Source organism: Stenotrophomonas terrae (assembly GCF_039674165.1).
Classification (GTDB): Bacteria; Pseudomonadota; Gammaproteobacteria; order Xanthomonadales; family Xanthomonadaceae; genus Stenotrophomonas; species Stenotrophomonas terrae_A.
Map to the genome: position 1 here is coordinate 85,257 of NZ_JBDJMY010000013.1, position 26,291 is coordinate 111,547.

Annotated in this window: 20 protein-coding genes; 7 read left to right on the forward strand and 13 right to left on the reverse strand. The window is 65.6% G+C overall.

What is annotated here, in order from left to right; all coding sequences use genetic code 11:
* Positions 1 to 59: 59 nt before the first annotated feature.
* Positions 60 to 917, reverse strand: coding sequence for a polyamine aminopropyltransferase (gene speE / locus ABE493_RS08330; protein WP_346498471.1), 858 nt, complete (start codon positions 915 to 917; stop codon positions 60 to 62).
* A 233-nt stretch (positions 918 to 1,150) separates the two neighbouring features.
* On the opposite strand from speE, the gene speA reads away from it, so the two are divergent.
* Positions 1,151 to 3,040 carry an arginine decarboxylase gene (speA, locus tag ABE493_RS08335; RefSeq protein ID WP_346498472.1) on the forward strand — a complete coding sequence of 630 codons (1,890 nt, stop codon included), beginning with the start codon at positions 1,151 to 1,153 and terminating at the stop codon, positions 3,038 to 3,040.
* Between the two features lie 161 nt (positions 3,041 to 3,201).
* Here speA and ABE493_RS08340 read toward each other — a convergent pair whose 3' ends face one another.
* The 4 genes from ABE493_RS08340 to radC all read right to left on the reverse strand — a co-directional run bounded on the left by ABE493_RS08340 (position 3,202) and on the right by radC (position 8,402).
* Positions 3,202 to 3,951 carry an SDR family NAD(P)-dependent oxidoreductase gene (locus tag ABE493_RS08340; RefSeq protein ID WP_346498473.1) on the reverse strand — a complete coding sequence of 250 codons (750 nt, stop codon included), beginning with the start codon at positions 3,949 to 3,951 and terminating at the stop codon, positions 3,202 to 3,204.
* Positions 3,952 to 4,843: 892 nt separating this feature from the next.
* Entirely contained in the window at positions 4,844 to 5,725 is an 882-nt protein-coding gene (locus tag ABE493_RS08345; RefSeq protein ID WP_346498474.1) for an SPOR domain-containing protein, read from the reverse strand.
* Positions 5,726 to 5,746: 21 nt separating this feature from the next.
* Complete coding sequence (argS, locus tag ABE493_RS08350) at positions 5,747 to 7,435, reverse strand: arginine--tRNA ligase (protein ID WP_346498475.1); 1,689 nt, start codon at positions 7,433 to 7,435, stop codon at positions 5,747 to 5,749.
* 292 nt (positions 7,436 to 7,727) lie between these two features.
* Complete coding sequence (radC, locus tag ABE493_RS08355) at positions 7,728 to 8,402, reverse strand: RadC family protein (RefSeq protein ID WP_346498476.1); 675 nt, start codon at positions 8,400 to 8,402, stop codon at positions 7,728 to 7,730.
* A gap of 97 nt (positions 8,403 to 8,499) precedes the next feature.
* Between radC and coaBC the strand changes: the two genes are divergently transcribed.
* From coaBC to ABE493_RS08370, 3 genes are read left to right on the forward strand one after another with little or no spacing between them, the layout of a single operon-like run.
* On the forward strand, positions 8,500 to 9,741 hold the full coding sequence (coaBC, locus tag ABE493_RS08360) for a bifunctional phosphopantothenoylcysteine decarboxylase/phosphopantothenate--cysteine ligase CoaBC (protein WP_346498477.1): 1,242 nt from the start codon (positions 8,500 to 8,502) through the stop codon (positions 9,739 to 9,741).
* Positions 9,738 to 10,205: a dUTP diphosphatase gene (dut, locus tag ABE493_RS08365; protein WP_346498478.1), complete on the forward strand. Its 468-nt coding sequence runs from the start codon at positions 9,738 to 9,740 to the stop codon at positions 10,203 to 10,205. Before coaBC ends, dut begins: the two co-directional genes overlap by 4 nt.
* Before the next feature lie 16 nt (positions 10,206 to 10,221).
* A complete protein-coding gene (locus ABE493_RS08370; protein WP_346498479.1) occupies positions 10,222 to 12,573 on the forward strand; it encodes a phosphomannomutase/phosphoglucomutase in 2,352 nt (783 codons plus the stop codon).
* A gap of 433 nt (positions 12,574 to 13,006) precedes the next feature.
* Here the strand turns inward: ABE493_RS08370 and ABE493_RS08375 are convergent, their stop codons facing one another.
* From ABE493_RS08375 to pyrE, 8 genes are all read right to left on the reverse strand, one after another.
* Complete coding sequence (locus ABE493_RS08375) at positions 13,007 to 13,714, reverse strand: response regulator transcription factor (protein WP_346498480.1); 708 nt, start codon at positions 13,712 to 13,714, stop codon at positions 13,007 to 13,009.
* The gene (locus ABE493_RS08380) at positions 13,707 to 16,367 is read right to left on the reverse strand and encodes a sensor histidine kinase KdpD (protein ID WP_346498481.1); all 2,661 of its coding nucleotides are present in this window, start codon (positions 16,365 to 16,367) and stop codon (positions 13,707 to 13,709) included. The genes ABE493_RS08375 and ABE493_RS08380 overlap by 8 nt, the downstream gene beginning before the upstream one ends.
* A 36-nt stretch (positions 16,368 to 16,403) precedes the next feature.
* A complete protein-coding gene (gene kdpC, locus ABE493_RS08385; RefSeq protein ID WP_346498482.1) occupies positions 16,404 to 17,012 on the reverse strand; it encodes a potassium-transporting ATPase subunit KdpC in 609 nt (202 codons plus the stop codon).
* Complete coding sequence (kdpB, locus tag ABE493_RS08390) at positions 17,009 to 19,105, reverse strand: potassium-transporting ATPase subunit KdpB (RefSeq protein WP_346498483.1); 2,097 nt, start codon at positions 19,103 to 19,105, stop codon at positions 17,009 to 17,011. Before kdpB ends, kdpC begins: the two co-directional genes overlap by 4 nt.
* 8 nt (positions 19,106 to 19,113) lie before the next feature.
* Positions 19,114 to 20,832 (reverse strand): potassium-transporting ATPase subunit KdpA, encoded by a 1,719-nt coding sequence (kdpA, locus tag ABE493_RS08395; RefSeq protein WP_346498484.1) that lies wholly within the window; start codon positions 20,830 to 20,832, stop codon positions 19,114 to 19,116.
* 11 nt (positions 20,833 to 20,843) lie between these two features.
* A complete protein-coding gene (locus ABE493_RS08400) occupies positions 20,844 to 20,936 on the reverse strand; it encodes a potassium-transporting ATPase subunit F (RefSeq protein WP_082746531.1) in 93 nt (30 codons plus the stop codon).
* A gap of 853 nt (positions 20,937 to 21,789) precedes the next feature.
* On the reverse strand, positions 21,790 to 22,458 hold the full coding sequence (locus ABE493_RS08405) for a hypothetical protein (RefSeq protein WP_346498490.1): 669 nt from the start codon (positions 22,456 to 22,458) through the stop codon (positions 21,790 to 21,792).
* A 69-nt stretch (positions 22,459 to 22,527) separates the two neighbouring features.
* Complete coding sequence (gene pyrE / locus ABE493_RS08410) at positions 22,528 to 23,187, reverse strand: orotate phosphoribosyltransferase (protein WP_346498485.1); 660 nt, start codon at positions 23,185 to 23,187, stop codon at positions 22,528 to 22,530.
* A gap of 198 nt (positions 23,188 to 23,385) precedes the next feature.
* Here pyrE and ABE493_RS08415 point away from each other — a divergent pair, with 198 nt between their 5' ends.
* From ABE493_RS08415 to ABE493_RS08425, 3 genes are all read left to right on the forward strand, one after another.
* A complete protein-coding gene (locus tag ABE493_RS08415) occupies positions 23,386 to 24,186 on the forward strand; it encodes an exodeoxyribonuclease III (RefSeq protein WP_346498486.1) in 801 nt (266 codons plus the stop codon).
* A complete protein-coding gene (locus tag ABE493_RS08420; protein WP_346498487.1) occupies positions 24,183 to 25,712 on the forward strand; it encodes an AmpG family muropeptide MFS transporter in 1,530 nt (509 codons plus the stop codon). Before ABE493_RS08415 ends, ABE493_RS08420 begins: the two co-directional genes overlap by 4 nt.
* A gap of 80 nt (positions 25,713 to 25,792) precedes the next feature.
* On the forward strand, positions 25,793 to 26,020 hold the full coding sequence (locus ABE493_RS08425) for a hypothetical protein (RefSeq protein ID WP_346498488.1): 228 nt from the start codon (positions 25,793 to 25,795) through the stop codon (positions 26,018 to 26,020).
* Positions 26,021 to 26,291: the final 271 nt, after the last annotated feature.

Consider the following 26,291-nt stretch of genomic DNA (forward strand, 5'->3'; position numbering starts at 1 on the left):
ACGAAAAACCCCGCGCCGTTGCCGGGCGCGGGGTCGTGTTCACAACGCTGGCAGCGGGCTTATTCGCCCAGGGCCTTGGCCACGAACGGCGGGCTGACCAGCACGCCGGTGTGCAGCGGCGCGGTGTAGTACAGGGTGTCGAACGGCTTGGCGGCCGAATCGGCCTCGCGGAAGCCGAAGCCGAAACCGGCCTGCTTGCTGGCCACGGTCACCGACCACCAGCCGGTCGGGTAGCACGGCTGCGGGAACGGCAGGGTCTTGAACGACTGGAAGCCGGCCTTGCCCATTTCCGAACGCATGTCCTTGATCAGGTCCAGCAGCGCCAGCGGCGACTCGCTCTGCTGTACCAGCAGGCCGTCGTCCTTCAGGGCGCGGAAGCAGCTTTCAAAGAAGGACTTGTTGAACAGGCCTTCGGCCGGGCCGACCGGGTCGGTGGAATCCACGATCACCACGTCCACGCTGCCCGGGGCGCAGTTGGCCATATAGGCCACGCCGTCGTCGAACAGCAGCTCGGCGCGCACGTCACCGTTGGATTCGCACAGTTCCGGGAAGTACTTCTCGGCCATGCGGGTGACCTGCTCATCGATGTCGCACTGGGTGGCGCTTTCCACGCCCGGGTGCTTGAGCACCTCGCGCAGGGTGCCGCAGTCGCCGCCGCCGATGATCACCACGCGCTTGGGCGCCGGGTGGGTGAACAGCACCGGGTGGCTGATCATCTCGTGGTAGAAGAAATTGTCCTTGGTGGTCAGCATCATGGCGCCATCGATGACCATCAACTTGCCCCAGTCGGTGCTGTTGTAGATCTCGATCTTCTGGAACGGCGACTGCACCTCGTCCAGCTTGCCGGTGATGCGGAAACCAATAGCCGAACCGGTCGGCTGGAAGTGTTCGATGAACCAGTTTTCGTTGGAGGTCATGATGATTCCTGGGTGCTGGGGCTGTCCTTCTCCCCCGGGAGAAGGTGCCCCGGAGGGGCGGATGAGGGTAAGGGCGAAGCCTGTCACAGTCAGGTTTCACGCTTGCCCTCACCCCCGACCCCTCTCCCGGGGGGAGAGGGGAGGTAGTGAGGGCGCGGATTGTAACGGACCCTTGCCCCGCTAGCGTTAGAATGCGCGTCCTTATTTATCCACAGCTGAGAGTTGCTACGCCGATGAGCGATTGGTCCCTCGAACAGGCCCGCAAGACCTATTCGATTCCGCACTGGTCCGACGGGTATTTTGACGTCGATGCCGCAGGCCACGTGGTGGTCCGTCCCGCAGGTGCCCAAGGCACGGCGGTGTCGTTGCCGCAGATTGTCGATTCGGCGCGCGCCGCCGGCGCCAAACTGCCGTTGCTGGTGCGCTTCCCGGACATCCTCGGCCAGCGCCTGGGCAAGCTGCAGGCGGCGTTCGCCCAGGCCCAGTCCGACTGGGACTACGCCGGCGGCTATACCGCGGTCTACCCGATCAAGGTGAACCAGCACCGTGGCGTGGCCGGCACCCTGGCCAGCCACCACGGCGAAGGCTTCGGCCTGGAAGCCGGTTCCAAGCCTGAACTGATGGCGGTGCTGGCGCTGAGCCGGCCGGGTGGGCTGATCGTCTGCAACGGCTACAAGGACCGCGAATACATCCGCCTGGCGCTGATTGGCCGCAAGCTGGGCCTGCAGACCTATATCGTCATCGAGAAGCCGTCCGAGCTGAAGCTGGTGCTGGAGGAATCCAAGGCACTGGACGTGATGCCGGGCCTGGGCGTGCGCATGCGTCTGGCCTCGCTGGGTGCCGGCAAGTGGCAGAACAGCGGTGGCGACAAGGCCAAGTTCGGGCTGTCCCCGCGCCAGCTGCTGGACCTGTGGAAGAGCCTGCGCGACACCGAATACGCCGATTGCCTGAACCTGCTGCATTTCCACATGGGCAGCCAGATCAGCAATGTGCGCGACATCGCCAATGGCATGCGTGAAGCCACCCGTTACTTCGTCGAGCTGTCGCGCCTGGGCGCCAAGATCAGCCACGTCGATGTGGGCGGCGGCCTGGGCATCGATTACGAAGGCACCCGTTCGCGCAGCTACTGCTCGATCAACTATGGCCTCAACGCCTACGCCAGCAACATCGTGCAGCCGCTGGCCGAAGCCTGCGAAGCGCATGGCCTGACCCCGCCGCGCATCATCACCGAGTGTGGCCGCGCGATGACCGCGCACCACGCGGTGCTGATCGCCAACGTGTCGGAAGTGGAGCAGGCAGCCGAAGGCCGCGTGCCCGAAGCGCATGACGACGAGCCGGCGGCAATCCGTCACCTGCGCGAGATCCACGACGAGCTGGACCAGCGCCCGGCGGTGGAACTGTTCCAGGAAGCCCAGCATTTCCACGCCGAAGGCTTGAGCGCTTATGCACTGGGCCAGATCGACCTGCCGCAGCGTGCGCGCATCGACGACCTGTTCTACGCCATCGCCACCGGCGTGCGCGCGCGCCTGAGCTATGACGAAAAGAGCCATCGCCCGGCGCTTGATGAATTGAACGACCGGCTGGTGGACAAGTACTTCGTCAACTTCAGCGTGTTCGAGTCGATTCCGGATGCGTGGGCGATCGACCAGGTGTTCCCGATCGTGCCGATCCAGCGCTTGAACGAGCGCCCGGAGCGTCGCGGCGTGATCGCCGACATGACCTGCGATTCCGATGGCATGGTCAAGACCTACGTCGAGAACGAAAGCCTGGACAGCTCGCTGCCACTGCACGCCGTGCGCCATGGCGAGAGCTACCGCATCGGCTTCTTCCTGGTCGGTGCCTACCAGGAAATCCTCGGCGACATCCACAACCTGTTCGGCGACACCGATGCGGTGGAAGTGGTGGTTGAAGACGATGGCTACGTGATCACCCAGCAACGCCGCGGTGACACCACCGACGTGATGCTCGACTACGTGGGCTACAGCCTGGATGAGCTGCGCGCCTCCTACCGCAAGCGCGTGGCCGACGCCCAGCTGCCGGCCGATCGCGCCGCCGAACTCGACGCAGCGTTGGAAGCCGGCCTGACCGGCTACACCTACCTGTCAGACGAACCGCTGGCCTAAAAGCAAGCGAGATCTAAGAGCCCCTCTCCCGTTGCGGGGTGAGGGGGACTGGTTGCGAACCAAGGGTTCGCAGTCCGCCGAACGCCCTTGCGTCAGCGCAAGGGCCGGGGCGCGGAGCGGGGGTTGGGGTGAGGGGAGGCTTCTAAGCAAGCAAACCCGACTTACCCCCGAAACACCTGAAACCCAGCAAACGACTGACTAACCGGCATCAACTCGATGCGGTTGACGTTCAAGTGTGGCGGCAAGGTTGCCACCCAGAAAATCTGCTCGGCGATGTCCTCGGCAGTCATCGGGCTGGCGCCGCCGTACAGCTGATCCGATGCAGCCTGGTTGCCATGCGTGCGCACCAGGGTGAACTCGGTTTCGGCCATGCCCGGCTCGATCGCGGTCACGCGCACGCCGGTGCCATGCAGGTCGGCGCGCAGGCCCAGCGAGAACTGGCTGACAAAGGCCTTGGTGCCGCCGTAGGCATTGCCGCCCGGGTAGGGATACAGGGCCGCGGTGGAACTGATGTTGATGATGGCGCCACGGCGTTCGACCAGCTTGGGCAGCAGGTGGTGGGTCAACGTGACCAGCGCGGTGATGTTGGTGTCGATCATGGTGCGCCAGTCTTCCAGGCTGGCGTGCTGGGCGGCGGCGGTGCCCTGGGCGAGACCGGCGTTGTTGACCAGCAGGTCGATGTCACGGAAGGTCGGCGGTAGAGCGGCCAATGCGGCTTCCATGGCAGCGGCATCGCGGATGTCGAAGGCAGCGGCATGAACCGTGTCGGCGCCGAATTCTTCCACCAGCGGTTGCAGGCGCTCGGCACGGCGACCGGTGGCGATCACTTTCCAGCCCGCAGCAGCGAAGCGACGGACGGCGGCGGCGCCGAAACCGGAAGTGGCGCCAGTGATCAGAGCGGTCTTGGACATTGCGGAATCCTTGGGGCAGGGGAGGCCGATTTTCGCACTGTGGCGGCGGAAGCGGGAGAAGGAATCCAGGCAAAGCCAAGCCTCAACTGTAGTGCCGAGCCACGCTCGGCAGGAGCTTTGCCGCAAAGCCCAAAGCCCCCTCATCCGCCCCTTCGGGGCACCTTCTCCCGCTTGCGGGAGAAGGGACAAAGCCAAAGTCGAGCGGTGCCTGTAGTGCCGAGCCATGCTCGGCAGGGCTTTACCGCCAAATCTAAAGCCAAAAGCACCCCTCCCCAGCCCTCCCCTTGGCTTCGCCAAAGGGAGGGGGCAGAACGCGTGACCTGACAACGAGCACGGTGGCGAGCGCTGCAGGTACCAGGCAGCAGAAAACAGAAAGCAGAAAGCAGAAAACAGAAAGCTGCCAACGGTCATCAGACAGCAGACAGCGCAGCCGCTCTCAGCCCCCTCCCTTGCGCCGCAGGCGCAGGGGAGGGTTGGGGAGGGGTGCTCCTGCTCTTCGCACCAGCGAAAACACCACACCGAAATCCCTTATGGATCATGCGCCAAAGCCCCGGGTGCGCTCCGCTTACCCGGGCTACAACGGCGCAAACAAAAAGGCCCCAACATCAAGTGATGTCACGGCCTAAATGTTCGAAGAGCTTTTCGAGCGACCCGTTAGCCGCAATAGCCCCCTTTAGTTAAGGGGGCGCGCCGACAGGCGCGGGGATGTGGATGCAACGGGAGTGGGGCCCGAGGTTTGCGCAGCAAATCTTGGGGTGAAGCCGCCATCGGCGGTTTCACTTCCCCCCTTTAGTTAAGGGGGCGCGCCGACAGGCGCAGGGTTGTGGAGAAAACAGGCACGGGGCCCAAAGTTTGCACAACAAACTTTGGGCTAACACTGCCATCAGCGGCGTTACTGCGCCTTGATCGCCATCGCCTGCAGGCCCGTACCGTTGAGCTTGGCCTTGGCTTCGGCCAGTTCGCTGGCGGTGCCGTAGGGGCCCATGCGCACGCGGTACACGGTGTTGCCGTTGATCTGTGCCGATTCCACCCGCGCCGCCAAACCCATCATCGCCAGCTTGGCCTTGGTCGACTCGGCATCGCCGGAGGCACCAAACGCACCCGCCTGCAGGATGTAGCGCACGTTCTCCGTCGCCGCCGGTGCCGCTGCTGCCACCGGCGCGGCCGGTGTTGCTGCTGCGGGCGCTGGCTTGGGCGCGGTAGCCGCAGGTGCCGGCGTAGCGCTGGCAACCTGAGCCGGGCGTGCTGGGGTTTCGCTGATCGGTGCCGGCTGGCGCGCTGTTTCAGCTACCGGTGCCGGCAACGGGCGTCCTTCCAGCGCGGCCTGCGCACGTTGTGCTTCGGTCGGTGCAGCGACCGGCGTGGACGGGTTGGCAGCCGCTGCCGCGCGCGCTGCGGCGGCACGGCGCTGTTCCTCGGCCTTGGCACTGGCGGCCAGTTCGGCGTCGGACATCTGCACTTCCGTGCCCGGCAGCAAGGTGTAGAAATCGTACTGGGTGGCTGGCTTCTCTTCCGGCTTGGCACCGGCAGGCGTGGCTGGCTTGTTCGATTCCACACCGGCGTCGACGTCGGCATCGGCTACCGGCGCCGGCTGTGCGTCCGGGTTGGGTTGCGGGCCTACGCGCAGAAAGCCGTCGCCGTCCTTCTTGAACAGGTTGGGCGCCGCCAGGAACACCACGGCCGCGATCGCCACGCCGGCAACCAGCCACACCCAGCCGGGCGTGCCATTGTTGTTGTTGCGCCGGGCTTGGGTTTTGCCGCGTCGTGCTGCCATGTCTACTGCGTCTCCAGGTGTTTACATCTTTTCCGGGGCACTGACGCCCAGGATGCTCAGGCCATTGGCCAGGGTCTGCCGTGCGGCGCTGGCCAGGACGAGCTTGGCGTTGCGCTCGGCGGCATCATCCACCAGCACCGGCGTGCCGTGATACCACGTGTGGAAAGCGTGCGCCAATTCACGCAGATACTGCGCGACCTGGTGCGGTTCCAGCGCGATGCCGGCCGCTTCCACCACTTCCGGGTAACGCGAAATCTCGTTCATCAGTTCCAGCGAGAGTTCGTCGCTCAGCTGCGACAGCGCTGCCAGGCCTTCGGCCTGCTTGTAGTCCAGGCCCTTCTCCTGCGCCTGGCGCAGCAGCGAACAGACGCGGGCATGCGCGTACTGCACGTAGAACACCGGGTTGTCGCTGCTCTGCTGGCGGGCCAGGTCGATGTCGAAGGTCAGCTGCGAGTCGGGCTTGCGGGCGATCAGGAACCAGCGCACCGCATCGGCACCCACTTCGTCGATCAGGTCGCGCAGGGTCAGGTAGCTGCCGGCACGCTTGGACAGCTTCACTTCCTCGCCGCCGCGCATCACCGTCACCATCTGGTGCAGCACGTATTCCGGCCAACCCTTGGGAATGCCCACGTCCAGCGCCTGCAGGCCAGCGCGTACGCGCGCCAACGAGCCATGGTGGTCGGCACCAAGCTCGGTGATGGCGCGTTCGTAACCGCGCTGCCACTTGCTCAGGTGGTAGGCCACGTCCGGCAGGAAGTAGGTGAAGGTGCCGTCGGACTTGCGCATCACGCGGTCCTTGTCGTCACCAAAATCGGTGGAGCGCAGCCACAGCGCGCCGCCTTCCTCGTAGGTGTGGCCGGAGCTGATCAGCTGCTGCACGGTCTCGGCAACCTTGCCGTCCTTGTACAGCGAGCTCTCCAGGAAGTAGATGTCGAAATCCACGCCGAATGCAGCCAGGTCCAGGTTCTGCTCGTTGCGCAGGTAGGCCACGGCGAAACGGCGGATTTCATCCAGGTTCTCGGCATCGCGGGCGCCGACGATCTGGCTGCCTTCCAGGTCCACGGTCTGGCCCAGCAGATAAGCCTTGGCCACATCGCCGATGTATTCGCCGTTGTAGGCATCGGCCGGCCACTGTTCGTCGCCCGGCTTGAAGCCACGCGCACGTGCCTGCACCGACTTGGCGAGGTTTTCGATCTGCACGCCGGCGTCGTTGTAATAGAACTCGCGCTTGGCGTTCCAACCGTTGACTTCCAGCACGCGCGCGATGCAATCGCCGATCACGCCAGCGCGGCCGTGGCCGACATGCAGCGGACCGGTCGGGTTGGCCGATACGTATTCAACGCCGACGCTGCGGCCGTTGCCGCTCAGGTTGCGGCCGTAGTCTTCGGCCTCCTTGAGCACGCTGACGACTTCGCGCTGGTAAGCCACCGGCGAGAGTTTGAAATTGATGAAGCCTGGGCCGGCGATCTCGACATTGACGATGTCGTCGCTGACCGGCAACGCGGCAACCAAAGCCTGCGCAACGGCGCGCGGATTGCTGCGCGCGGCCTTGGCCAGCAGCATGGCGGCGTTGGTGGCGAAATCACCGTGTTCGCGGGTCTTGGGTCGTTCGACCACGAAATCCGGCGGCAGGGTGTCGGCAGGCAAAGTGCCGTTGGCGCGCAAGGCTTCGATGCCTTGGCCGATGAGGGCGCGGAGTTGGGGTTTCACGTGACTATTCTGCTTGAAGCGCGGAACTGACCATTTTACCTGACCTGCGGCACGGCCGCCCCAAGGGCCGCAGGCCGGGGGTCAGGAATGTCAAAAAAACAGAAAGATCTCCGGCTCAGCCTGATTGAGATCCGTTGTGCGGATCTGCTTGGCTCGCCCTTTCGCGCCAGCGAAGCGTACTGGAACTGGAGCGGCGCCTGGACCGGTCAGGCAGCCCCCGGCCGGTGGCTGCACGCCATTGGCCCGAAAACCGCAGCTCCCGCCCGGCGCCGCGCCAGCTTGCCCAGCCTGTTCAGACCCAACCCCGTGCCGCCAGCGACACCGGCGCACCATCGCCGATCACAAAATGGTCCAGCAGCCGGATATCCACCAGCGCCAAGGCCTGGCGCAGGCGTTCGGTGATGGCGCGGTCGGCCGCCGACGGTTCAGGATTCCCGGACGGGTGGTTGTGGCCGATGATCAGCGCCGCCGCGTTGTGGGCCAGGGCCTGGCGCAGCACTTCGCGCGGGTGGACCTCGGCGCTGTCCACCGTGCCTGTGGATAACTCTTCGAAAGCCAGCGCCCGGTGGCGGTTGTCCAGGAACAGCACGGCAAACACCTCCTGCGGGCGGTGGCGCAGGCGTTGCGCGAAGTAGCGGCCAGCGGCGGCCGGGTCGGTCAGCACCTGGCCGCGTTCCAGGTCCGCAGCCAGGTGGCGTGTGCCCAGTTCCAGCGCAGCGCTGAGCTGACAGGCGCGGGCAGGGCCCAACCCCGGCAGTTTGGCCAGCTGTGGGGCACTGCGGTCCAGCAGCACCCGCAGCGGGCCGTGGCTCTGCAGCAGTTCGCGCGCGGTCTGCACCGCATCGCGGCCGCGCAGGCCCGAACCCAGAAAGATCGCCAACAGTTCAGCATCGGAAAGCGCAGCCGCCCCGCGTGCAAGGAGTTTTTCGCGCGGGCGTTCCGCGCTGGGCCAATCACGGATATGCATGCGTCGCAGATTCACCGCTATTTGCCAAAAACTGGATCAGGCGTAACAAACCCTTCGGTTAAGCTAATGATTCTTCTGTACCTAGGACTATCCACCCGTGACCAGCGTTTCCCCCACTTCCCGCCCCTTGGAAGGACAGAAGCTGCTGCTATGCGTAGGCGGCGGCATTGCCGCGTACAAGTCGCTGGAGCTGGTGCGGCGGCTGCGTGATGCCGGCGCCACCGTGCAGGTGGCGATGACGGCTGGTGCACAGCAGTTCGTCACGCCGCTGAGCTTCCAGGCCCTGTCCGGCCATCCCACCCGCACCACACTGTGGGACAGCGCCGCCGAGCAGGCCATGGGCCATATCGAGCTGGCGCGCTGGGCCGACCGCATCCTCATTGCCCCGGCCACCGCCGATCTGCTGGCACGGCTGGCGCATGGCAATGCCGACGACCTGGTGACCACGCTATGCCTGGCTACCACCGCGCCGTTGACCGTATGCCCGGCAATGAACCACCGCATGTGGCTGCATCCTGCCACCCAGGCCAACATGGCCCTGCTGCGCGAGCGCGGGGTGCAGGTGATCGGGCCCGAAGACGGCCCGCTGGCCGAAGGCGAATCCGGCCCTGGCAGGGTCAGTGAGGCACCGACCATCATTGCCGCGCTGGCGGCCAATCTGGCGCCGCAGGCAGCGCCCAAGCCGGGCCGCCTCAACGGCATGCGCGTGTTGATCAGTGCCGGCCCCACCTATGAAGACCTGGACCCGGTGCGCTATGTCGGCAACCGCTCCAGCGGCAAGATGGGCTACGCCCTGGCCGCCGCCGCCGCCCGTCAGGGCGCGCAGGTTGTGCTGGTCAGCGGCCCGGTGCAGCTGGCCACCCCGGCCGGCGTGCAGCGCATTGATGTGCGCTCGGCCGCGCAGATGCGTGAGGCCGTGCTGGCGGCGTTGCCGGCCGATATCTATATCGGTGCCGCCGCCGTGGCCGATTACACGCCGCGCCAGGTTTCGCCGCAGAAGCTGAAGAAAACCGCCGGCACCCAGACGCTGACCCTGGAGCTGGTGCGCACCGCCGACATCTTGGCCGAAGTCGCCGTGCAGGAGCAGGCACTGAAACTGGTGGTGGGCTTTGCCGCTGAAACCCACGACGTGGAGAAGTACGCGCGCGGCAAGCTGGCCGACAAGCACCTGGACCTGATCATCGCCAACCAGGTCGGCATTGCCGGCAATGGCTTTGAAAGCGACCAGAATGCCGCCGTTGCCTACTGGGACGGTGGCCTGCGCGAGTTCCCGGGCACCGCCAAGACCCAGTTGGCCGAACAGTTGTTGGATCTGATTGCAGAGAGGTTGGACGCATGAGTAATGGACTGCAGCCCTTGCAGGTGAAGTTGCTGGACCCGCGCTTCGGCGACAGCTGGCCGCTGCCGGGCTACGCCACCGAAGCCAGCGCCGGCATGGACCTGCGCGCGGCGACCGAAGTCGCGCTCACCCTGGAACCCGGTGATGCGGCGCTGCTGCCCAGCGGCATCGCGATACATATTGCCGACCCGGGCCTGTGTGCTGTGGTTTTGCCGCGCTCGGGGCTGGGCCATCGCCACGGCATCGTGTTGGGCAATGGCACGGGTTTGATTGACGCCGACTACCAGGGGCCCTTGCTGATCAGCGTCTGGAACCGTGGTCGTGACGCATTCACGATCGAGCCCGGCGACCGCATCGCGCAATTGGTGGTGATGCCGATTGCACGCGTTGCATTGCAGGTAGTGGATACTTTCATTGACAGTGCACGTGGAACGGGTGGATTCGGCCACACCGGGGTGCGCTGACAGGGGGAAACGCACGATGAGCCAAGGGAATGAAAGCGGGCGGCCACGTCCCGCACTGGGTCGTTCTACGCCATTGCTGGCGGTGATGCTGCTGCTGTTGGCCGGTTGGTTCGGCTGGAGCGCGGCGGACCAGTGGATGCAGTCCGGCGCCAGTGCCGGGCTGGAGCAGTCCCGCGACCAGGCGGTGGCCGAGGTGCAGAAGGCACTGGACGCCCAGACCGCGCAGTTCAACAAGCAGCTCGCGCTGGAGCCAGTGAAGGCCGCCTTGGCCAGCGGCGATGCGACTGCGGTCGCCTTGGCCGTACGCGACAAGTGGAACGGCGTGGAAGACGCGCAGGTGCTGGATGCCACCCTGGCCCAGGCCTATGCCGAGCCGGCCACGTTTGGTTACTCGCGCCTGGCCTTGCTTGAGCAGGCAATGGCCGCCGGCCAGCCGACCGCCAAGGTGGTCCGCGATGGCGGCAGCCCGCGTTTGGGCCTGGCCGCACCGGTACTGCTGCAGGGCAAGCCGGCGGTGATCTATATCCGCCAGCCGCTGACCCGGCTGACCTCGGTATTTGACGGCATTGCTTCGCCGGCCAGTGCCTTCCTCGGGCTGCGCCAGGGCGGTTTCACCATCGTCCAGAAGGGCTCGACCGATCTTGGCAACAGCGCCGATGCACTGGCGCGCCCGGTCGGTGACAGCGGCCTGCGGGTGGTTGCAGAACTGCCCGATGCCAGCGCCGGCCCGCTCGGCCTTGGGGTAATTCCCAGCGCCATTGTGGCGCTGCTGTTGCTGGCCACCGCGCTGCTGTTGCTGTTGGGGCGCAAGCGCCTGATGAACCTGCCGGCGCTGCGCAAGAACACGGCACAGGCCGATGACACCGGCCCAACCCTGCAGGAAGCGCTGGAACAGGACCCGCAGCCGTTGCCGCTGTCGGCCAATGCGCGCGCTGGCGATCAGCCGCAGGCGCAGCCTGAGCCGGGGGCCGAAGCGGTGTTGCCGGGCATTTTCCGGGCCTACGACATCCGTGGCGTGCTCGGCGCCGAGTTGAATGCCAGTGTCGCCACGCTGATTGGCCAGGCCATCGGCAGCGAGATGCAGGCACAGGGCCTGCGCGATGTGGTGGTGGGCCGCGACGGTCGCCTGTCCGGCCCGGAGCTGTCCGACGCCTTGATCACCGGCCTGCGCCGCGCCGGCTGCGATGTGATCGATATCGGCCTGGCGCCTACCCCGGTGGTGTACTTCGCCAGCTATCACCTGCGCGCCGGCAGCTGCGTGGCGGTGACCGGCAGCCACAATCCGCCGGATTACAACGGTTTCAAGATCGTCATTGGTGGCGAAACCCTGTCCGGCGACGCCATCACCGACCTGTACAAGCGCATCCAGGAAGGCCGCCTGCAGCGCGCCGACAACGACGGCAGCCTGCAGCAGCGCGAGGTCATCGACGACTACGTGCAACGCATTGCCGACGACGTACAGCTGGACCGCCCGCTCAAGATCGTCGCCGACGCTGGCAATGGTGTTGCCGGTGCGGTGGCACCGCAGTTGCTGGAAGCCATCGGCGCCGAAGTGATTCCGTTGTACTGCGATGTGGATGGCAATTTCCCCAACCACCACCCCGACCCCAGCGACCCGCACAACCTCGAAGACCTGGTGCAGATGGTCAAGCGTTTCGACGCGGACCTGGGCGTGGCCTTCGATGGCGATGGCGACCGCCTAGGCGTGGTCACCAAGGACGGCAAGATCATCTTCGCCGACCGTCTGCTGATGCTGTTCGCCGCCGACGTGCTGACCCGCAACCCGGGCGCGATGGTCATCTACGACGTCAAGTGCACGGGCAAGTTGTCGGACTACATCCTGCGCAATGGCGGCAGCCCGATGATGTGGAAGACCGGGCATTCGCTGGTCAAGGCCAAGATGCGCGAGACCGGCGCCGAGCTGGCCGGCGAGATGAGCGGCCACTTCTTCTTCAAGGAGCGCTGGTACGGCTTTGACGATGGCTTGTATGCGGCCGCGCGCCTGTTGGAAATCCTGGGCCAGCGCGATGAAGAGCCTTCCGAGGTATTGGACGAATTGCCGGATGCGGTGTCCACGCCGGAGTTGAAGGTGGCGGTGGAAGAGGGCACCCAGCATGCGCAGGTGGCCTTGATCGTGGCGACCGCGCAGTTGGAGGACTCGGCGTTCTCGGGCGCGCGTATTTCGACGATTGATGGCCTGCGTGCCGACTTCAATGATGGCTGGGGCCTGGTGCGCGCGTCCAACACCACGCCGGTGCTGGTGCTGCGCTTTGAGGCCAATGATGAAGCGGCGCTGGAGCGGATCAAGGGCGTATTCCGCGAGCAGCTGCTGCAGGTGTTGCCGGCCGGGACTGAACTGGGGTTCTGATTGGTTTTTGCATGACGAAAGGCCGTCTGCGCGTAGCGCAGGCGGCTTTTTGTTTTTGTGGGTTGGACTTCGCTGGCTGCTTTTTGCGGAGCGGGCGCTGCTGGGGTGGTTTGGATTGCTGCGAAAAGCACCCCTCCCCAACCCTCCCCTTGGCTGCGCCAAAGGGAGGGAGACAAGCGGCTGCGCTTCGACCCAGCAGGCCGCGCGCACTGCGCCCCCTCCCTTTGGCGTAGCCAAGGGGAGGGTTGGGGAGGGGTGCCGTTGCCCTTGCTGTCGCTTTCGCTTGTGGGAGCGGCGTAAGCCGCGAAGCTGACGCAGCCTCGGCGTTCAACAATCTGCAACCTCAGATCAACGGGTGTCTGTTGTTTGGATAGCTTCGCGGCTGACGCCGCTCCCACAACAACAACCACAACCCCAATTGCCCGGCGTCACTTCAAGTCCCACCAAACCGCAAACCAACCCCCGGCTCGGTGAACAGGTAACGCGATTCCAGTGCCGAATCGCCCAGCTTGTGCCGCAAGCGCCCCACCAGGATGCGTAGGTAGTGGGTGTCATGCCGGTGCGTTGGCCCCCAGATTTCCTGCAAGATCTGCGGCTGCGTCACCACCCTTCCGGCATTGCGCAGCAACAACGCCAATAGCGCATATTCCTTGCGCGTCAATGCAATCGCTTCATCATCCACGCGTACATCGCGGCGCGACAGGTCGATATGCAGGCGGCCGTCATCGAACACCGGCACCTGACCTTCGCTGTCGGTGCTGCGGCTGCGCAGCAAGGCACGCACGCGCGCCATCAATTCCTGGGTGCCGAATGGTTTGGTCACGTAGTCGTTGGCGCCGTTGTCCAAGGCGCGCACCTTCTCCGCTTCGCCGGCGCGCACGCTGAGCATGATCACCGGCACCTGGCTCCATTGCCGCAGTTCGGCCAACACCTCATGGCCCTCCATGTCGGGCAGGCCGATATCCAGCACCACCAGGTCGGCACCGTCCTCGGCCAGCCGCTGCAGGCCTTCGGCGCCATTGCTGGCCTGGCTGACCGCATAGCCTTGCGCACGCAGCGAGATATCCAGAAAGCGCCGGATCTGCACTTCGTCATCCACCACCAGCACGCGCGGCGGCGGAATGGCCGGCGCGTCAGCCATCGTCGCGCGGGCTCTCGGGATGCGGCTGGAGCAGGGGCAGGGTCATTCGTATCAGCGTACCGCGTCCGTCGCGCCCCGGCAGCGCTTCGACGCTGCCGCCGTGTGCGCCGATCATGCCCTGGCAGATGGTCAGGCCCAAGCCAGTACCTTGGCGGCCGCGGTCGCCGCGCTCCACGCTGTAGAACATGTCGAAGATGCGCGAGCGCTCGGCATCGGGAATGCCCGGGCCGGCGTCGATAACCTCGATGCGCAGCTCGTTGGCCTGCTGGCGTGCACGTACCTCCACCGGCACGCCGGGCGGCGAGAACTTGGCGGCGTTCTCCATCACGTTGAACACCGCCTGCTCGACCAAGGCCGGGTGTACCCAGATCGGCCCCAGTTCCGCTGGAATATCCAGCTGCAGGCGCACATCCGGTTGATAGCGCTGCAGGCGCCGCGCGGCCGAGCCGATCAGCTCGTCCACGCCGATCCAGTCACGGTTGAGCTTGAGCCCGTCGTGGCCAAGCCGGGTCATGTCCAGCAGGTTCTGGATGTAGCGGTCCAGCCGCTCGCCTTCGACCACGATGGTGTCGAGCAGGGCGCGGCGGTCGCTGGCGTCCATCGCATCGGCGTAGTTGGACAGGCTGTCGGCCGAACCGATCATCGCCGCCAACGGCGAGCGCAGGTCGTGCGACACCGAAGACAACAGCGCCGAGCGCAGGCGTTCGGTCTCGTTGTGCAGATGCGCGGTTTCAAGGTCGGCGACCAGCCGCGTGCGCAGGGCGGCTTGAGCGATGTCGTCAGCCATCGCCTGCACCAGCTGGCGCTGCTCCGGGGCAAGCCGTGGATGCTGATGATCAAAACGCAGGCCGGCCACGCCTATCGCCCGCGCGTCGCCATCCAGCAAGGGCAGGAACCACCAGCAGGCGCCGGCCAGCGTATCGGTGAAGCGGCCCGCCGGTTGCCCGTGGCGCAGTGCCCAATCGGCAGCGGCCAGGTCGGTGTCGCCAGGTGCAGCCGTGCCGCTGGTGCTGGTGTCACCGGCCAAGCGCACCCAGGCCGGCGCATCCAACGCCTGTTCCAGGGCAACGCGGCCGGCATGTGCGACCTGCGCGTTGTCGGTGGCACCGACCAGCTGCCGGCCCAGCGTCTGCCGCACATTGGCATGGCGATTGGCCGCACGCAGCGCCACCACCTGCATGCGCAGCCGCGATGCCAGCCGGCCGGCGACCAGCGCGGCGGCCAGGAACAGGAACACCGTGATCACGCCTTGCCGCGCGCCGATCGCAAAGGTGAAGCGTGGCGCGATGAAGAAGAAGTTGTAGGCCAGAAAGCACAGCGTCGCCGCCAGCACTGCCGCGCTCATCCGCGTGCGCGCAGCCACAAGCACCACGGCGACGATGAACACCATCGCCAGGTCGCTCAGCCCTATCCAGCGCTCACCCAGCCACGCGGCCAGGCAGGCAATCGCGGTGGCCAGCACGGCGGTGGTTGCGTCCTTGCCCCAGCTGTCCGGCGCGAGCGAGAGCCCAAAGCGGCGCGCATTGGCGCGTGCCTGCGGGGTGCTGATGATGGTGATTTCGTAGTGCGCGCCGCGTTGTATCAACTGCTGGGTCAGGGTCTGGTTGAACAGCCGCGCCAACGGCCGCTCGCGGGTGCGGCCCAGCAGCAGCGAGGACACCGCGTTGTGCGCGGCATAGTCGAGCAGCGCATCGGCGATGCCTGGCCCGTGCAGCAGTTCGGCATCGCCGCCGAGCCGTCGTGCCAACGCGAACGCATCATCGATCTCGCGGCGGGTGGCCTCGTCGTAGCGGCGATGCTGCACGGTCACCACCGTCCACGGCGCATCGCGGCGCTCGGCAATGCGCCGCGCCACCCGCACCAGGTATTCGCTCTGGCCGCTGCCATCGATGGCGACCACCACCCGCCGCCGCAGCGGCAGATTGCTTTCGCCGCGCGCTGCGCGGGTCTCGCGCAGGCTGCTGTCGACGCGGTCGGCGGCTTCCTGCATTGCCAGTTCGCGCAGTGCGGTGAGGTTGGCCGGCGAAAAGAATGCCTGCAGCGCCTGCGCCGCCTGTTCGGGCACGTAGACCTTGCCTTGCTGCAGGCGTTCGATCAGCTCGCGCGGTGGCAGGTCGACCAGCACGATGTCGTGCAGGCGGTCGAACACCACATCCGGCACGGTCTCGCTGACGCGCACGCCGGTGATGCGCATCACCACATCGTTGAGGCTTTCCAGGTGCTGGATGTTGATCGTGGTCCAGACGTCGATGCCGGCGTCGAGCAGTTCCATCACGTCCTGCCAGCGCCGCTCATGGCGGCTACCGGGAGCATTGCGATGGGCCAGCTCATCGACCAGCACCAATGCCGGCTTGCGTGCCAGCACCGCGTCCAGATCCATCTCCTGCAGCTGGTGGCCGTGGTACGCCAGCGCGCACATTGCAATGCGCGGCAGGCCGTCGAGCAGGGCGGCGGTATCGCTGCGGCCATGGGTTTCAACCACGGCCGCCATTACATCCACGCCGCGCCGCAGTTGTTCCTGCGCGCGGGTGAGCATGCTGAAGGTCTTGCCCACGCCCGGCGCGGCGCCGAGGAAGACGGTCAGTTTGCCGCCGGCGTCGCGTTGCAGGGCGCCCGCAAGGGCATCGGCCTGGCGGCTACGGGAGTCGTTCATGGCCGCGATTGTGCGCCGTTGCGGGTGCGGGCTGCATCAGGGCGCATGCGCGGCCTGATCCAGCGCACGGTTGAGCGCGATGACGTTGATACGCGGCTGGCCGAACACGCCCCATTGGCGGTCCTCTGTTTGTGCATCCACCAGCGCCTGCACGCGGGCCTCGGGCCAGCCGCGCGCTGCCGCCACGCGTTGTATCTGCACCTGCACCGCAGCTGGCGACAGCTCCGGGTCCAAGCCACTGGCCGACTGCGTGACCAGATCGCCCGGCACTGTGGCCGGATCGATCTTCTCGCGCGCGGCAACGGCAGCAGTGGCTTCGCTCACGCGCTTGACCAGGTCCGGATTGCTGCGCGCCATATTGCTGCCGGCTGCGGCCATGGGGTCGTAGTTGGCGGCCGAAGGACGGGTCTGGAAATAGCCGTCGCCAGCAAAGGGCTGTGCCAGATACAGCGAGCCACGCACCTGTCCAACGGCATCGCGGATCAGGCTGCCATCGGCCTGCGCCGGAAACAGCGCACCGGAGAGGCAGGTTGCCAGCACCGCATAGACCAGACCGGTGCCGAACAGACCGAACAGTGACAGGCCAATAGCCGGCCGCCACAACGGGTTGCCGGAACGACGGGAAGAAGCGATTGAAGTGTTCATGCGCCAAATACCAGAGCAAGAAGGAAGTCGATGGCCTTGATGGCCGCAAACGGCAGCAGCACGCCGCCCAGTCCGTACACCAGCATGTTCCGCCGCAGCAGCGCGGTGGCGGTGGCCGGACGGAAGCGCACACCGCGCAGGGCCAGCGGGATCAGCGCCGGGATCACCAATGCGTTGAAGATCAGCGCCGCCAGCACCGCATTGCGCGGGCTCGACAGCTGCATCACGTTCAAGGCCGCCATCGACGGGATGCTGGCGGCAAACAGCGCCGGCAGGATGGCGAAGTATTTGGACACGTCATTGGCCAGCGAGAAGGTGGTCAGCGCGCCACGGGTGATCAGCTGCTGCTTGCCCACTTCCACCACCGCCAGCAGCTTGGCCGGGTCCGAATCCAGATCGACCATGTTGCCGGCCTCTTTGGCCGCCTGCGTACCGGAGTTCATCGCCAGACCAATATCGGCCTGGGCTAGTGCGGGCGCGTCGTTGGTGCCGTCGCCGACCATCGCCACCAGGCGGCCACCGGCCTGCTCGGCGCGGATGCGTGCCAGCTTGTCCTCGGGCCGCGCCTGCGCGATGTAGTCATCGACGCCGGCTTCGGCGGCAATGGCGGCAGCGGTGAGCGGGTTGTCGCCGGTGATCATCACCGTGCGGATGCCCATTGCCCGCAGCTGGGCGAACTTCTCGCGCATACCGTGCTTGACCACGTCGGCCAGCTCCACCACGCCGAGCACATGCCGGCCTTCGCTGACCACCAGCGGCGTGGCACCACCACGGGCAACCTGATCCACCCGCGCCTGCAACTCGTTCGGTACCGTGCCACCCAGCGCCAGCACATGCGCGGTGATGGCATCGGCAGCGCCTTTGCGGATGCTGCGGCCGTTGTCGAGGTCGACGCCGGACATGCGGGTTTGCGCGGTGAACGCCAGGAAATTTGGAACGCCGTACATGGATGTGCGGGCTTTTGCGGAGGGATCCGCATCAACGTGGTCGGGTTCGGCGGTGGTGCAACCCTGCTCGCGGGCCAGACGCACGATGGATTTACCTTCCGGCGTCGGGTCGGCCATTGAGGACAGCAGCGATGCCTCACGCAGCTGCGCAGCATCGATGCCGGCCAGCGGATGGAAGTGCGTGGCCTGACGGTCGCCGTAGGTGATGGTGCCGGTCTTGTCGAGCAGCAGCACATCCACGTCGCCGGCCACTTCCACTGCCTTGCCGGATTTGGCCAGCACATTGGCCGACAGCGCACGGTTCATGCCGGCGATGCCGATGGCCGGCAGCAGGCCACCGATGGTGGTCGGGATCAGGCATGCCAGCAGTGCGATCAGCAGCAGCGGGTCAACGCTGACGCCGACGAAGCCCGCAATCGCCGGCAGCGTTGCCACCACCACCAGAAAGGTCAGCGACATCGCCGCCAGCAGCAAAGTGAGCGCGATCTCGTTCGGCGTCTTCTGCCGGTTGGCGCCCTCGACCAGCGCGATCATGCGGTCGAGGAAGCTGTGGCCCGGTTCGGCACTGACCCGCACCACGATCTCGTCGGACAGCACCTTGGTGCCACCGATCACGCCGGAGCGATCGGTATCGGCCTCGCGCAGTACCGGTGCCGATTCGCCGGTGACGGCAGCTTCGTTGATGGTGGCAAGGCCGCGCACGATTTCGCCATCGGCTGGCACGAACTCACCGGCGCTGACAATTACATGGTCGCCTGGGCGCAGCTCGGCCGCCGGAACACGGTTTTCGGCAGCACCCTGCAACGGCGTGGCGACACGCCGCGCGACAAGGTCCTGACGTGCACGGCGCAGCGACGCGGCCTGGCCACGGCCACGTGCCTCGGCCACGGCTTCGGCGAAATTGCCGAACAACACCGTCACCAGCAGGATCGCGGTGACGGCCAGGCCGAAGCCCAGCGGCGCGTTGCCGCTGAGGGTGACGATCAGCGCCAGCACGGTGCCGGCCATCACCACCGCCATCACCGGGTTGTGCAGCAGATGCAACGGCGACAGCTTGCGTACCGAGTCGATCAGCGCACGGCGCAGGCCGGCCGCATCAAGCAGGGCGGGGCGGCGCGATGCCGCAGGAGAAGCGGAGCGGTTCATGGGGGCGTTCACGGTGAGGGGGCTCCCTGCAGGGCCAGCAGGCTCAGGTGTTCGGCCACCGGGCCAAGCACCAGCGCTGGCAGGAACTGCAGCACGGTAAGGACGATGACCACGCAGATGAGCGTCAGTGCGAAGGTCGGGGTTTCAATCTGCAGGCTGCCGGCGCTTTGCGGCACCTGCCGCTTGGCCGCCAGCTGTGTGGCGATGATCAGCGGGATGATCAGGATCGGGAATCGGCCCAAGGCCAACACCAGCGCACAGCTCAGGTTCCACCACACGGTGTTGTCGGCCAGCCCTTCAAAGCCGGAGCCGTTGTTGGCATAGGCCGAGGTGAACTCGTAGAACACCTGGCTGATGCCGTGGAAGCCGGGATTCGACGTGCCGGCCAGACCGGGCACGGCCAAGGTCAGTGCGGTCAGCCCGAGCAGGGTGATCGGCTGCAGCAGCACCAGTACCGCGAGCAGGCGCACCTGTGGCGTTTCCAGTTTGCGGCCGAGCAGCTCGGGCGTGCGCCCGGTCATCAGACCGGCCAGGAACACCGCCATCATCAGATAGACCAGGAACTGCTGGATGCCGCAGCCAATGCCGCCCCAGATCGCGCTGATCAGCATGTTGACCAGCGGCACCAGTCCGCCGAGCGGGCTCAGCGAATCATGCATGCCATTGACCGAGCCGTTCTGCACCTGGGTGGTGATGGTCGACCACAAGGCCGTGCCATCGGCACCAAAGCGGGCCTCCTTGCCTTCCATCAACAGGCCGCTGGCGGCGCTGGCGCTATGGCCTTCCAGCCACAGGCTGGCGGAAGTGGAGAGCACCGACATGGTCAGCATGCAGCCGAACACCAGCGCGCCGAACCGCCGCCGGCCGGTGAAGCTGCCGAGCATGCAGATAGTGGCCATCGGAATGAGCAGGATGCCGATCAGCTCCAGCGCGTTGGACAGCGGGGTCGGGTTTTCCAGCGGGAAGCTGCTGTTCGGGCCATACCAGCCGCCGCCATTGGCGCCGAGCTGCTTGGCCGCGACCATTGCTGCGACCGGGCCGAGCGGGATCTTCTGCGTTTCCATGCCGGCACTGGCGTCGATCGGCGTGGCCTGCGGCCCAGCGGCCAGTGTGGAAGGTACGCCCTGCCAGTTCAGCAGCAGCGTCCAAACCAGGCATAGCGGCAGCAGGAAGCGCAGGCACAGGCGCACCACGTCGGCGTAGTAGTTGCCGACGGTGACGTGCACCGGCGCGTTGCTGTTGTCGCTTGTCGCCGGCTTCATGAACAAGGCGCGCAGCGTGGCCACTGCAAGAGCCAGGCCCATCATCGGGGTGATCACCTGCAGGCCGGTGATACCGGTCATCTGCGACAAGTAGGACAGCTGTGCCTGGCCGCTGTAATGCTGCTGGTTGGTGTTGGTCAGGAACGAGACCATGGTGTGGAACGCGGTATCCCAACGCATGTTGGGGATGTTGTCCGGGTTCAACGGCAGCCAGGCCTGGGTCATGAACACCGTCTGGGTCAGTATCGCCAGGACCAGGTTGCTGATCAGGAAGGCGAGCACATAGCCGCGCCAGGACATGGAGTGGTTGGGGTCGACCCCGAGCACGCGGTACAGCGGTTTTTCGATCCAGTGGAAGAGGATGTCGATACGCATCGGCGTACCGCGCATCAGCCGCGCGAGGTACAGGCCCAGCGGCCAGGCCAGCGCAAGGCTGGCCAGAATGATGATGATGGCTTCGATCACGATGGCGCTCCTCAGAACGAATCGGGTCGAAGGACCGCGTACAGCAGATAGGCAGCGGCGATCAGCACCACTACGCCGCACAACAGAGCAAGCCAGCCAGGCATGGAAACCTCGAATTACGATCAGCACGTAGCCGCAGCTGCCAGCACGCGCGTTGGTGGACGGGCGGGGCGACAGGCCGCAAAGGAAGGCAGTTCTGATCACCCCGATCAGAGCGCTATCGTCCGCCTGGGGGGCGTAAACGATCGACGCTGCAGAGCGGGGGCTGGCGTAAAAGGCGCGTAAAAAGTGGGGTTTGGGGGGCTTGGGGTGTGGGGGTAGATGCGGAAGCAAAGCCAAAGCCAAAGCCAAAGCCAAAGCCCCCTCATCCGCCCCTTCGGGGCACCTTCCCCCAAAAAGGGGGCTGCAGTCCCGCACGCGGGAGAAGGGAAACGGTTCATGGCTTGCGGCAAGTCCGCTGCAGCCTGCGGATCTGCCGCGACTCGGGCACTCCAAGCCGTAGGAAGCGACTCGCAGACCCGGAGCCACTCGCGGACTCAGCGCCGTAGGGAGCTACTTGCAGCTCCGGAACCACTCGCGGACTCAACGTCGCAGGGAGCCACTTCAGATCCGGAGTCACACCCGGACTCAACGCCTCAGGAAGCCACCCGCAGAGCCGGAACCACACGCAGACTCAATGCCGCAGGGAGCTACTCGCAGACCCGGAACCACGCGCAGACTCACCGCCGCAGGGAGCCACTTCAGATCCGGAGCCACACGCGGACTAAATGCCTCAGGAACCCACTCGTAGACCCGGAACCACTCGCGAACTCAACGCCGCAGGAAGCCATTCCCTTCTCCCGTTTACGGGAGAAGGTGCCCCGAAGGGGCGGATGAGGGGGAGCTCTTGACTGAAAGCCCCAAAACAAAAAAGCGGCCCGAAGGCCGCTCCCATACTTCAATCCAACACCAATCGGCTCAGCCCTTGGCAGGCACAACCGCAGCAGGCGCCGGTGCAGCAGCCGACGCGGCGCTGGAAGCATCCACCGGTGCAGCAATGCCCTTGAGCTCGCGATACCGTGCCAGGCTCTCGGCGATTTCAACATCCATCGCCTGCCGCTGCTGCTCGAACGCAGACTGCAGACGCAGCTGCGCCAGCAGTTCATTGTGACGCTGGCGGATTTCAGTGGCCTGCTTGTCGGCCACCTTCTGCCCGGCCAGTTCCTTGTTGCCGGCGGCAGTGAGCTGGGCGGCCAGCGCGCTGCGCAGGCTGGTCACGTTGAACACTGCGGTCTTGATGTTGTTGTCGACAATCGCGGTGCGCTCATTGAACACACGGCGCAGATCGTCTTCGGTGGCGTAGGTGGACAACATCGCCTGTTCGGTACGCTTGCGCGTGTCCGCCGCCGCTGCGTCCACTTCCTGTTGGGCCTGTGCCAAGGCAGCGTCGGCTCGTTCTTCGGCGGTTAGCGCGCGCTGCACCTCGGCACCGCGCGTTCCACTGCGCGCACTGAACTCCTGGCGCGCGCTGTTCACCGCTTCCGGCGGCAGCGTGTCCGAACAGATGCGCTTGCCGCCTTCATCCCAGCAATACAGCTTCTTGCCGGTGTCGGCGGGCTTGTTCTGGGCAAGCGCCGGGGCTGCCAGTGCGGCCAGCACCAGCAACAACGTTGCCGCTTTCTTCGTCGGATTTGGCACCTTGGCAGCCCCCTGCTATCAGCCTGTCGGATTGCTCCCGTAGCGGCCACGGTAGGCCAGCAACGGTTCGCGATAGCCGACAAGTTCCGGGTTCCCGGAGGCGAATGCAAGCAGATCGGCCAGATTGGCCACCGCAATCACCGGAATACCGGTTTCGGCAGCCACGGCCTGCGCGGCTGAACGCGGGTCGGTCTCCGAGGCGATTTCCTGGCGGTCCAGTGCCACCACGATGCCGGCGGGAATGCCATTGGCTTCGCGGATGATGGCCAGCGCCTCGCGGATGGCGGTACCGGCGGTGATCACGTCATCGACGATCAGGATGCGCTTGCCGGCCATGTCGGCGCCGATCAGGGTGCCGCCTTCGCCGTGGTCCTTGGCTTCCTTGCGGTTGAAGGTCAACGGCAGGTTGCGGCCGCGGTGCGAGAACTCGCAGGCGATGGCGGTGGCCAGCGGGATGCCCTTGTAGGCCGGGCCAAACAGCTGGTCATAGGCAATGCCGGCGGCATCGATGGCGTCGGCATAGCAGTTGCCCAGCTGGGCCAGGGCCAGACCGGTGTCAAAACGGCCGGCGTTGAAGAAATACGGGCTCACCCGGCCGGACTTGAGGGTGAACTGGCCAAAACGCAGCGCGTCGGCATTCAACGCCAGCTGCAGGAAACGGGAACGATGGTCACTCATGTAAATACGCATTCTTGTCGTCTATTGAGGGTCCTAGGGTAAAGCATGCCCCTTGCAAATGCTGCGTTGCGGGCGCTCCCGCCGGCTGAAGCCCGGGCCCGGCTCACTGTCAGGGGAAAGCACCGGCCCAGTGTGTCGACCGCCCTGGTCCGGGCGGTATGCTGTGCCGGTCTTGAGCTTTCCCAACAGCGGTCCTTCATGCGTATTACCAGCTTCAATGCCAACGGCATCCGTTCGGCCACCACCAAGGGCTTCAACGAGTGGTTCCTGGGCCAGCAGGCCGACGTGCTCTGCATTCAGGAAACCAAAGCGCAGGAGTCGCAGCTGACCGATGCGCTGTTCCGCCCGGACGGCCACCACTGTTTCTACCGCGATGCGATCACCAAGAAGGGCTACAGCGGCGTAGGCATCTGGAGCCGCCGCGAGCCGGACGAAGTACGCACCGCGCTGGGTTGGGCACCGTTCGACGATGAAGGCCGCTACATCGAGGCGCGTTTCGGCAACCTCAGCGTGGTGTCGTTCTATATCCCGTCCGGTTCCTCGGGCGAGCTGCGGCAGGGCTTCAAATACGAGGTGATGGAGTGGCTGAAGCCGATCCTGGACGAATGGCTGGCCAGCGGCCGTGACTACGTGCTGTGCGGCGACTGGAACATCGTGCGCAGCGCGCTGGACATCAAGAACTGGAAATCCAACCAGAAAAACTCCGGCTGCATGCCGCAGGAACGCGACTGGATGAACGGTTTCTGCGCCGACCAGGCCGAGCTGACCGATGCGGCCAACGGCCGTGGCTGGGTAGACGCCTACCGCGCGCTGCACCCGGAAGGCCAGGACTACACCTGGTGGAGCAACCGTGGCGCGGCCCGCGCCAACAACGTGGGTTGGCGCATCGATTACCAGTTCGTCACCCCGGGCCTTCGCGAACGCCTGCGCAGCAGCTCGATCTACACCGGCCAGCGCTTCTCCGACCACGCCCCGTTCACTGTGGACTATGACCTGTGAGTGAGGCGGTAGTGGAGGCTCCGCCGGCTGGGCTGCAACGCCTGCGCCGGCTGTTCGTGATCCTGTTGCTTGGTTTTGCCTCCGGCCTGCCCTTGGCACTGACTGGCGGTGCGATGCAGGCTTGGCTGACCGTGGACGGGCTCGACCTGGTCACGCTCGGCTTCCTGTCGCTGATCGGCATTCCGTACACCTTCAAGTTCCTTTGGGCGCCGTTGATCGATCGCTTCGACCTGCCGGTGCTTGGGCGCAGGCGCGGCTGGATCGTGTTGATGCTGTTCGCGTTGGGCGCGGCGCTGACACTGATGAGTACCTTGTCGCCTTCTCGCAACTTGGCGCTGTTTGCGTCCGTGGCGGTGCTGGTGGCCTGTTTATCAGCCACGCTGGATGTGGTGATCGATGCCTACCGCACCGATCTGCTGGCACCGGCCGAGCGCGGCCTGGGCGGGTCGTTGACGGTGCTCGGCTACCGGCTGGCGATGGTGCTGTCCGGTGGCATTACCCTGATCTGGGCCGAGCAATGGCAAAGCTGGCCGCAGGTGTATCGGGTCATGGCGGGGCTGTCGGTAGCGGTCGGCGTGCTGGCGTTGTTGCTGATGCCGAAGCTCCCAGAGCGCTTCAAGGCTCCTGTTTCCAAAGCCGGCGGCGAACTGCGTGGCTTTCTGGCGCTGGTCGCCGGAGTGGCGCTGGGCGCCTGGTTGGCGCATCAGGCACTGGTGCTGATTGGACTGGATCCGGACAGTACCGATCGCTGGGTGCGGCTGGTGTTTGTGGTCACCCAGATCGCCGCCGCCATGTTGTTGGGGCTGGGTGTCACCCGCTGGGTGCGCTTCGAAACCCTCAATGCCTCACTGCGCAGCTATTTCAGCATGCGAGGGGCCGGGGCATTCCTGGCGCTGGTGGTGCTGTACAAGGTGGGCGATGCATTCGCATTGAGCCTGTCCACGCCGTTCCTGCTCAAAGGCATGGGTTTCAGCCAGGCTGAAGTGGGGCTGGCCAACAAGACCATTGGTTTGCTGATGACGATTGTTGGCGCCATCGTCGGTGGGTTCTTCCTGTTGCGGCTGCGCCTGTCGACCGCGGTGATCGGGTTCGGTGTGCTGCAGCTGGTATCCAATCTTGGCTTCTACCTGCTGGCGCGGGAAGGGGCAGGAGCCTGGGGCACGGTGCAGGTGCCTGCGTTCAACCTGCTGATCGTCCATCTGGATCACCCCACCCCGATGGATGGCCTGCTGCTGTTTGCGCTGAGCCTGGACAATTTCGCCGGTGGCATGGGCACGGCGGCGTTTGTCGCGCTGCTCAGCGGCCTGTGTGGCACACGCTTCTCGGCTACCCATTACGCCTTGCTATCGGCATTCGCCACACTCGGGCGGGTATTTGTCGGTCCGTTTGCGGGTGTGCTGGCCGATGCCTATGGCTGGCAGATCTTCTTCCTGGTTTCAGTGGTGGTGGGCCTGCCTGGGTTGCTGATGGCGTGGTGGCTGCGGCGCGAGGTTGATGCCACTACCCAGCTCTCCCACACCGGTTGATCGGTCGCATGGATTGAATCCCCGGATGGTGTCGTTGATGATGCCGTCGGGGGATCCACCGACAACGCGGTGTGGTCGACATGACTGATGTAACTCTGCGGGATATCGACCCGCTGCTGATGGAGCGCATCCGCCGCCTGTCGGTGGCGCGTGGCTGGACCCGCGAAGAAACCTGCCTGGCGTTGCTGGAGCAAGGTTTGTTTGCCAGCGAGCAACACGTGCGCGGCGGCTTCGAGAGCCCTGAAGTGGACGTTCTGTCTGAGGCCATCAAGGCCCTGCAGGCAATGCCCGCCGGCAGCGACATCTAACCCCGTAGTGCCGAGCCACGCTCGGCAGGGGCCTTCCCAACAAAGCCAGCCCTGTAGTGCCGAACCATGCTCGGCAGGGGCATTCCCGACAAAGCCAACCCTGTAGTGCCGAGCCACGCTCGGCAGGGGCATTCCCGACAAAGCCAGCCCCGTAGTGCCGAGCCATGCTCGGCATGGGCATTCCCAACAAAGCCAGCCCTGTAGTGCCGAGCCATGCTCGGCAGGGGCATTCCCGACAAAGCTGACCCTGTAATGCCGAGCCATGCTCGGC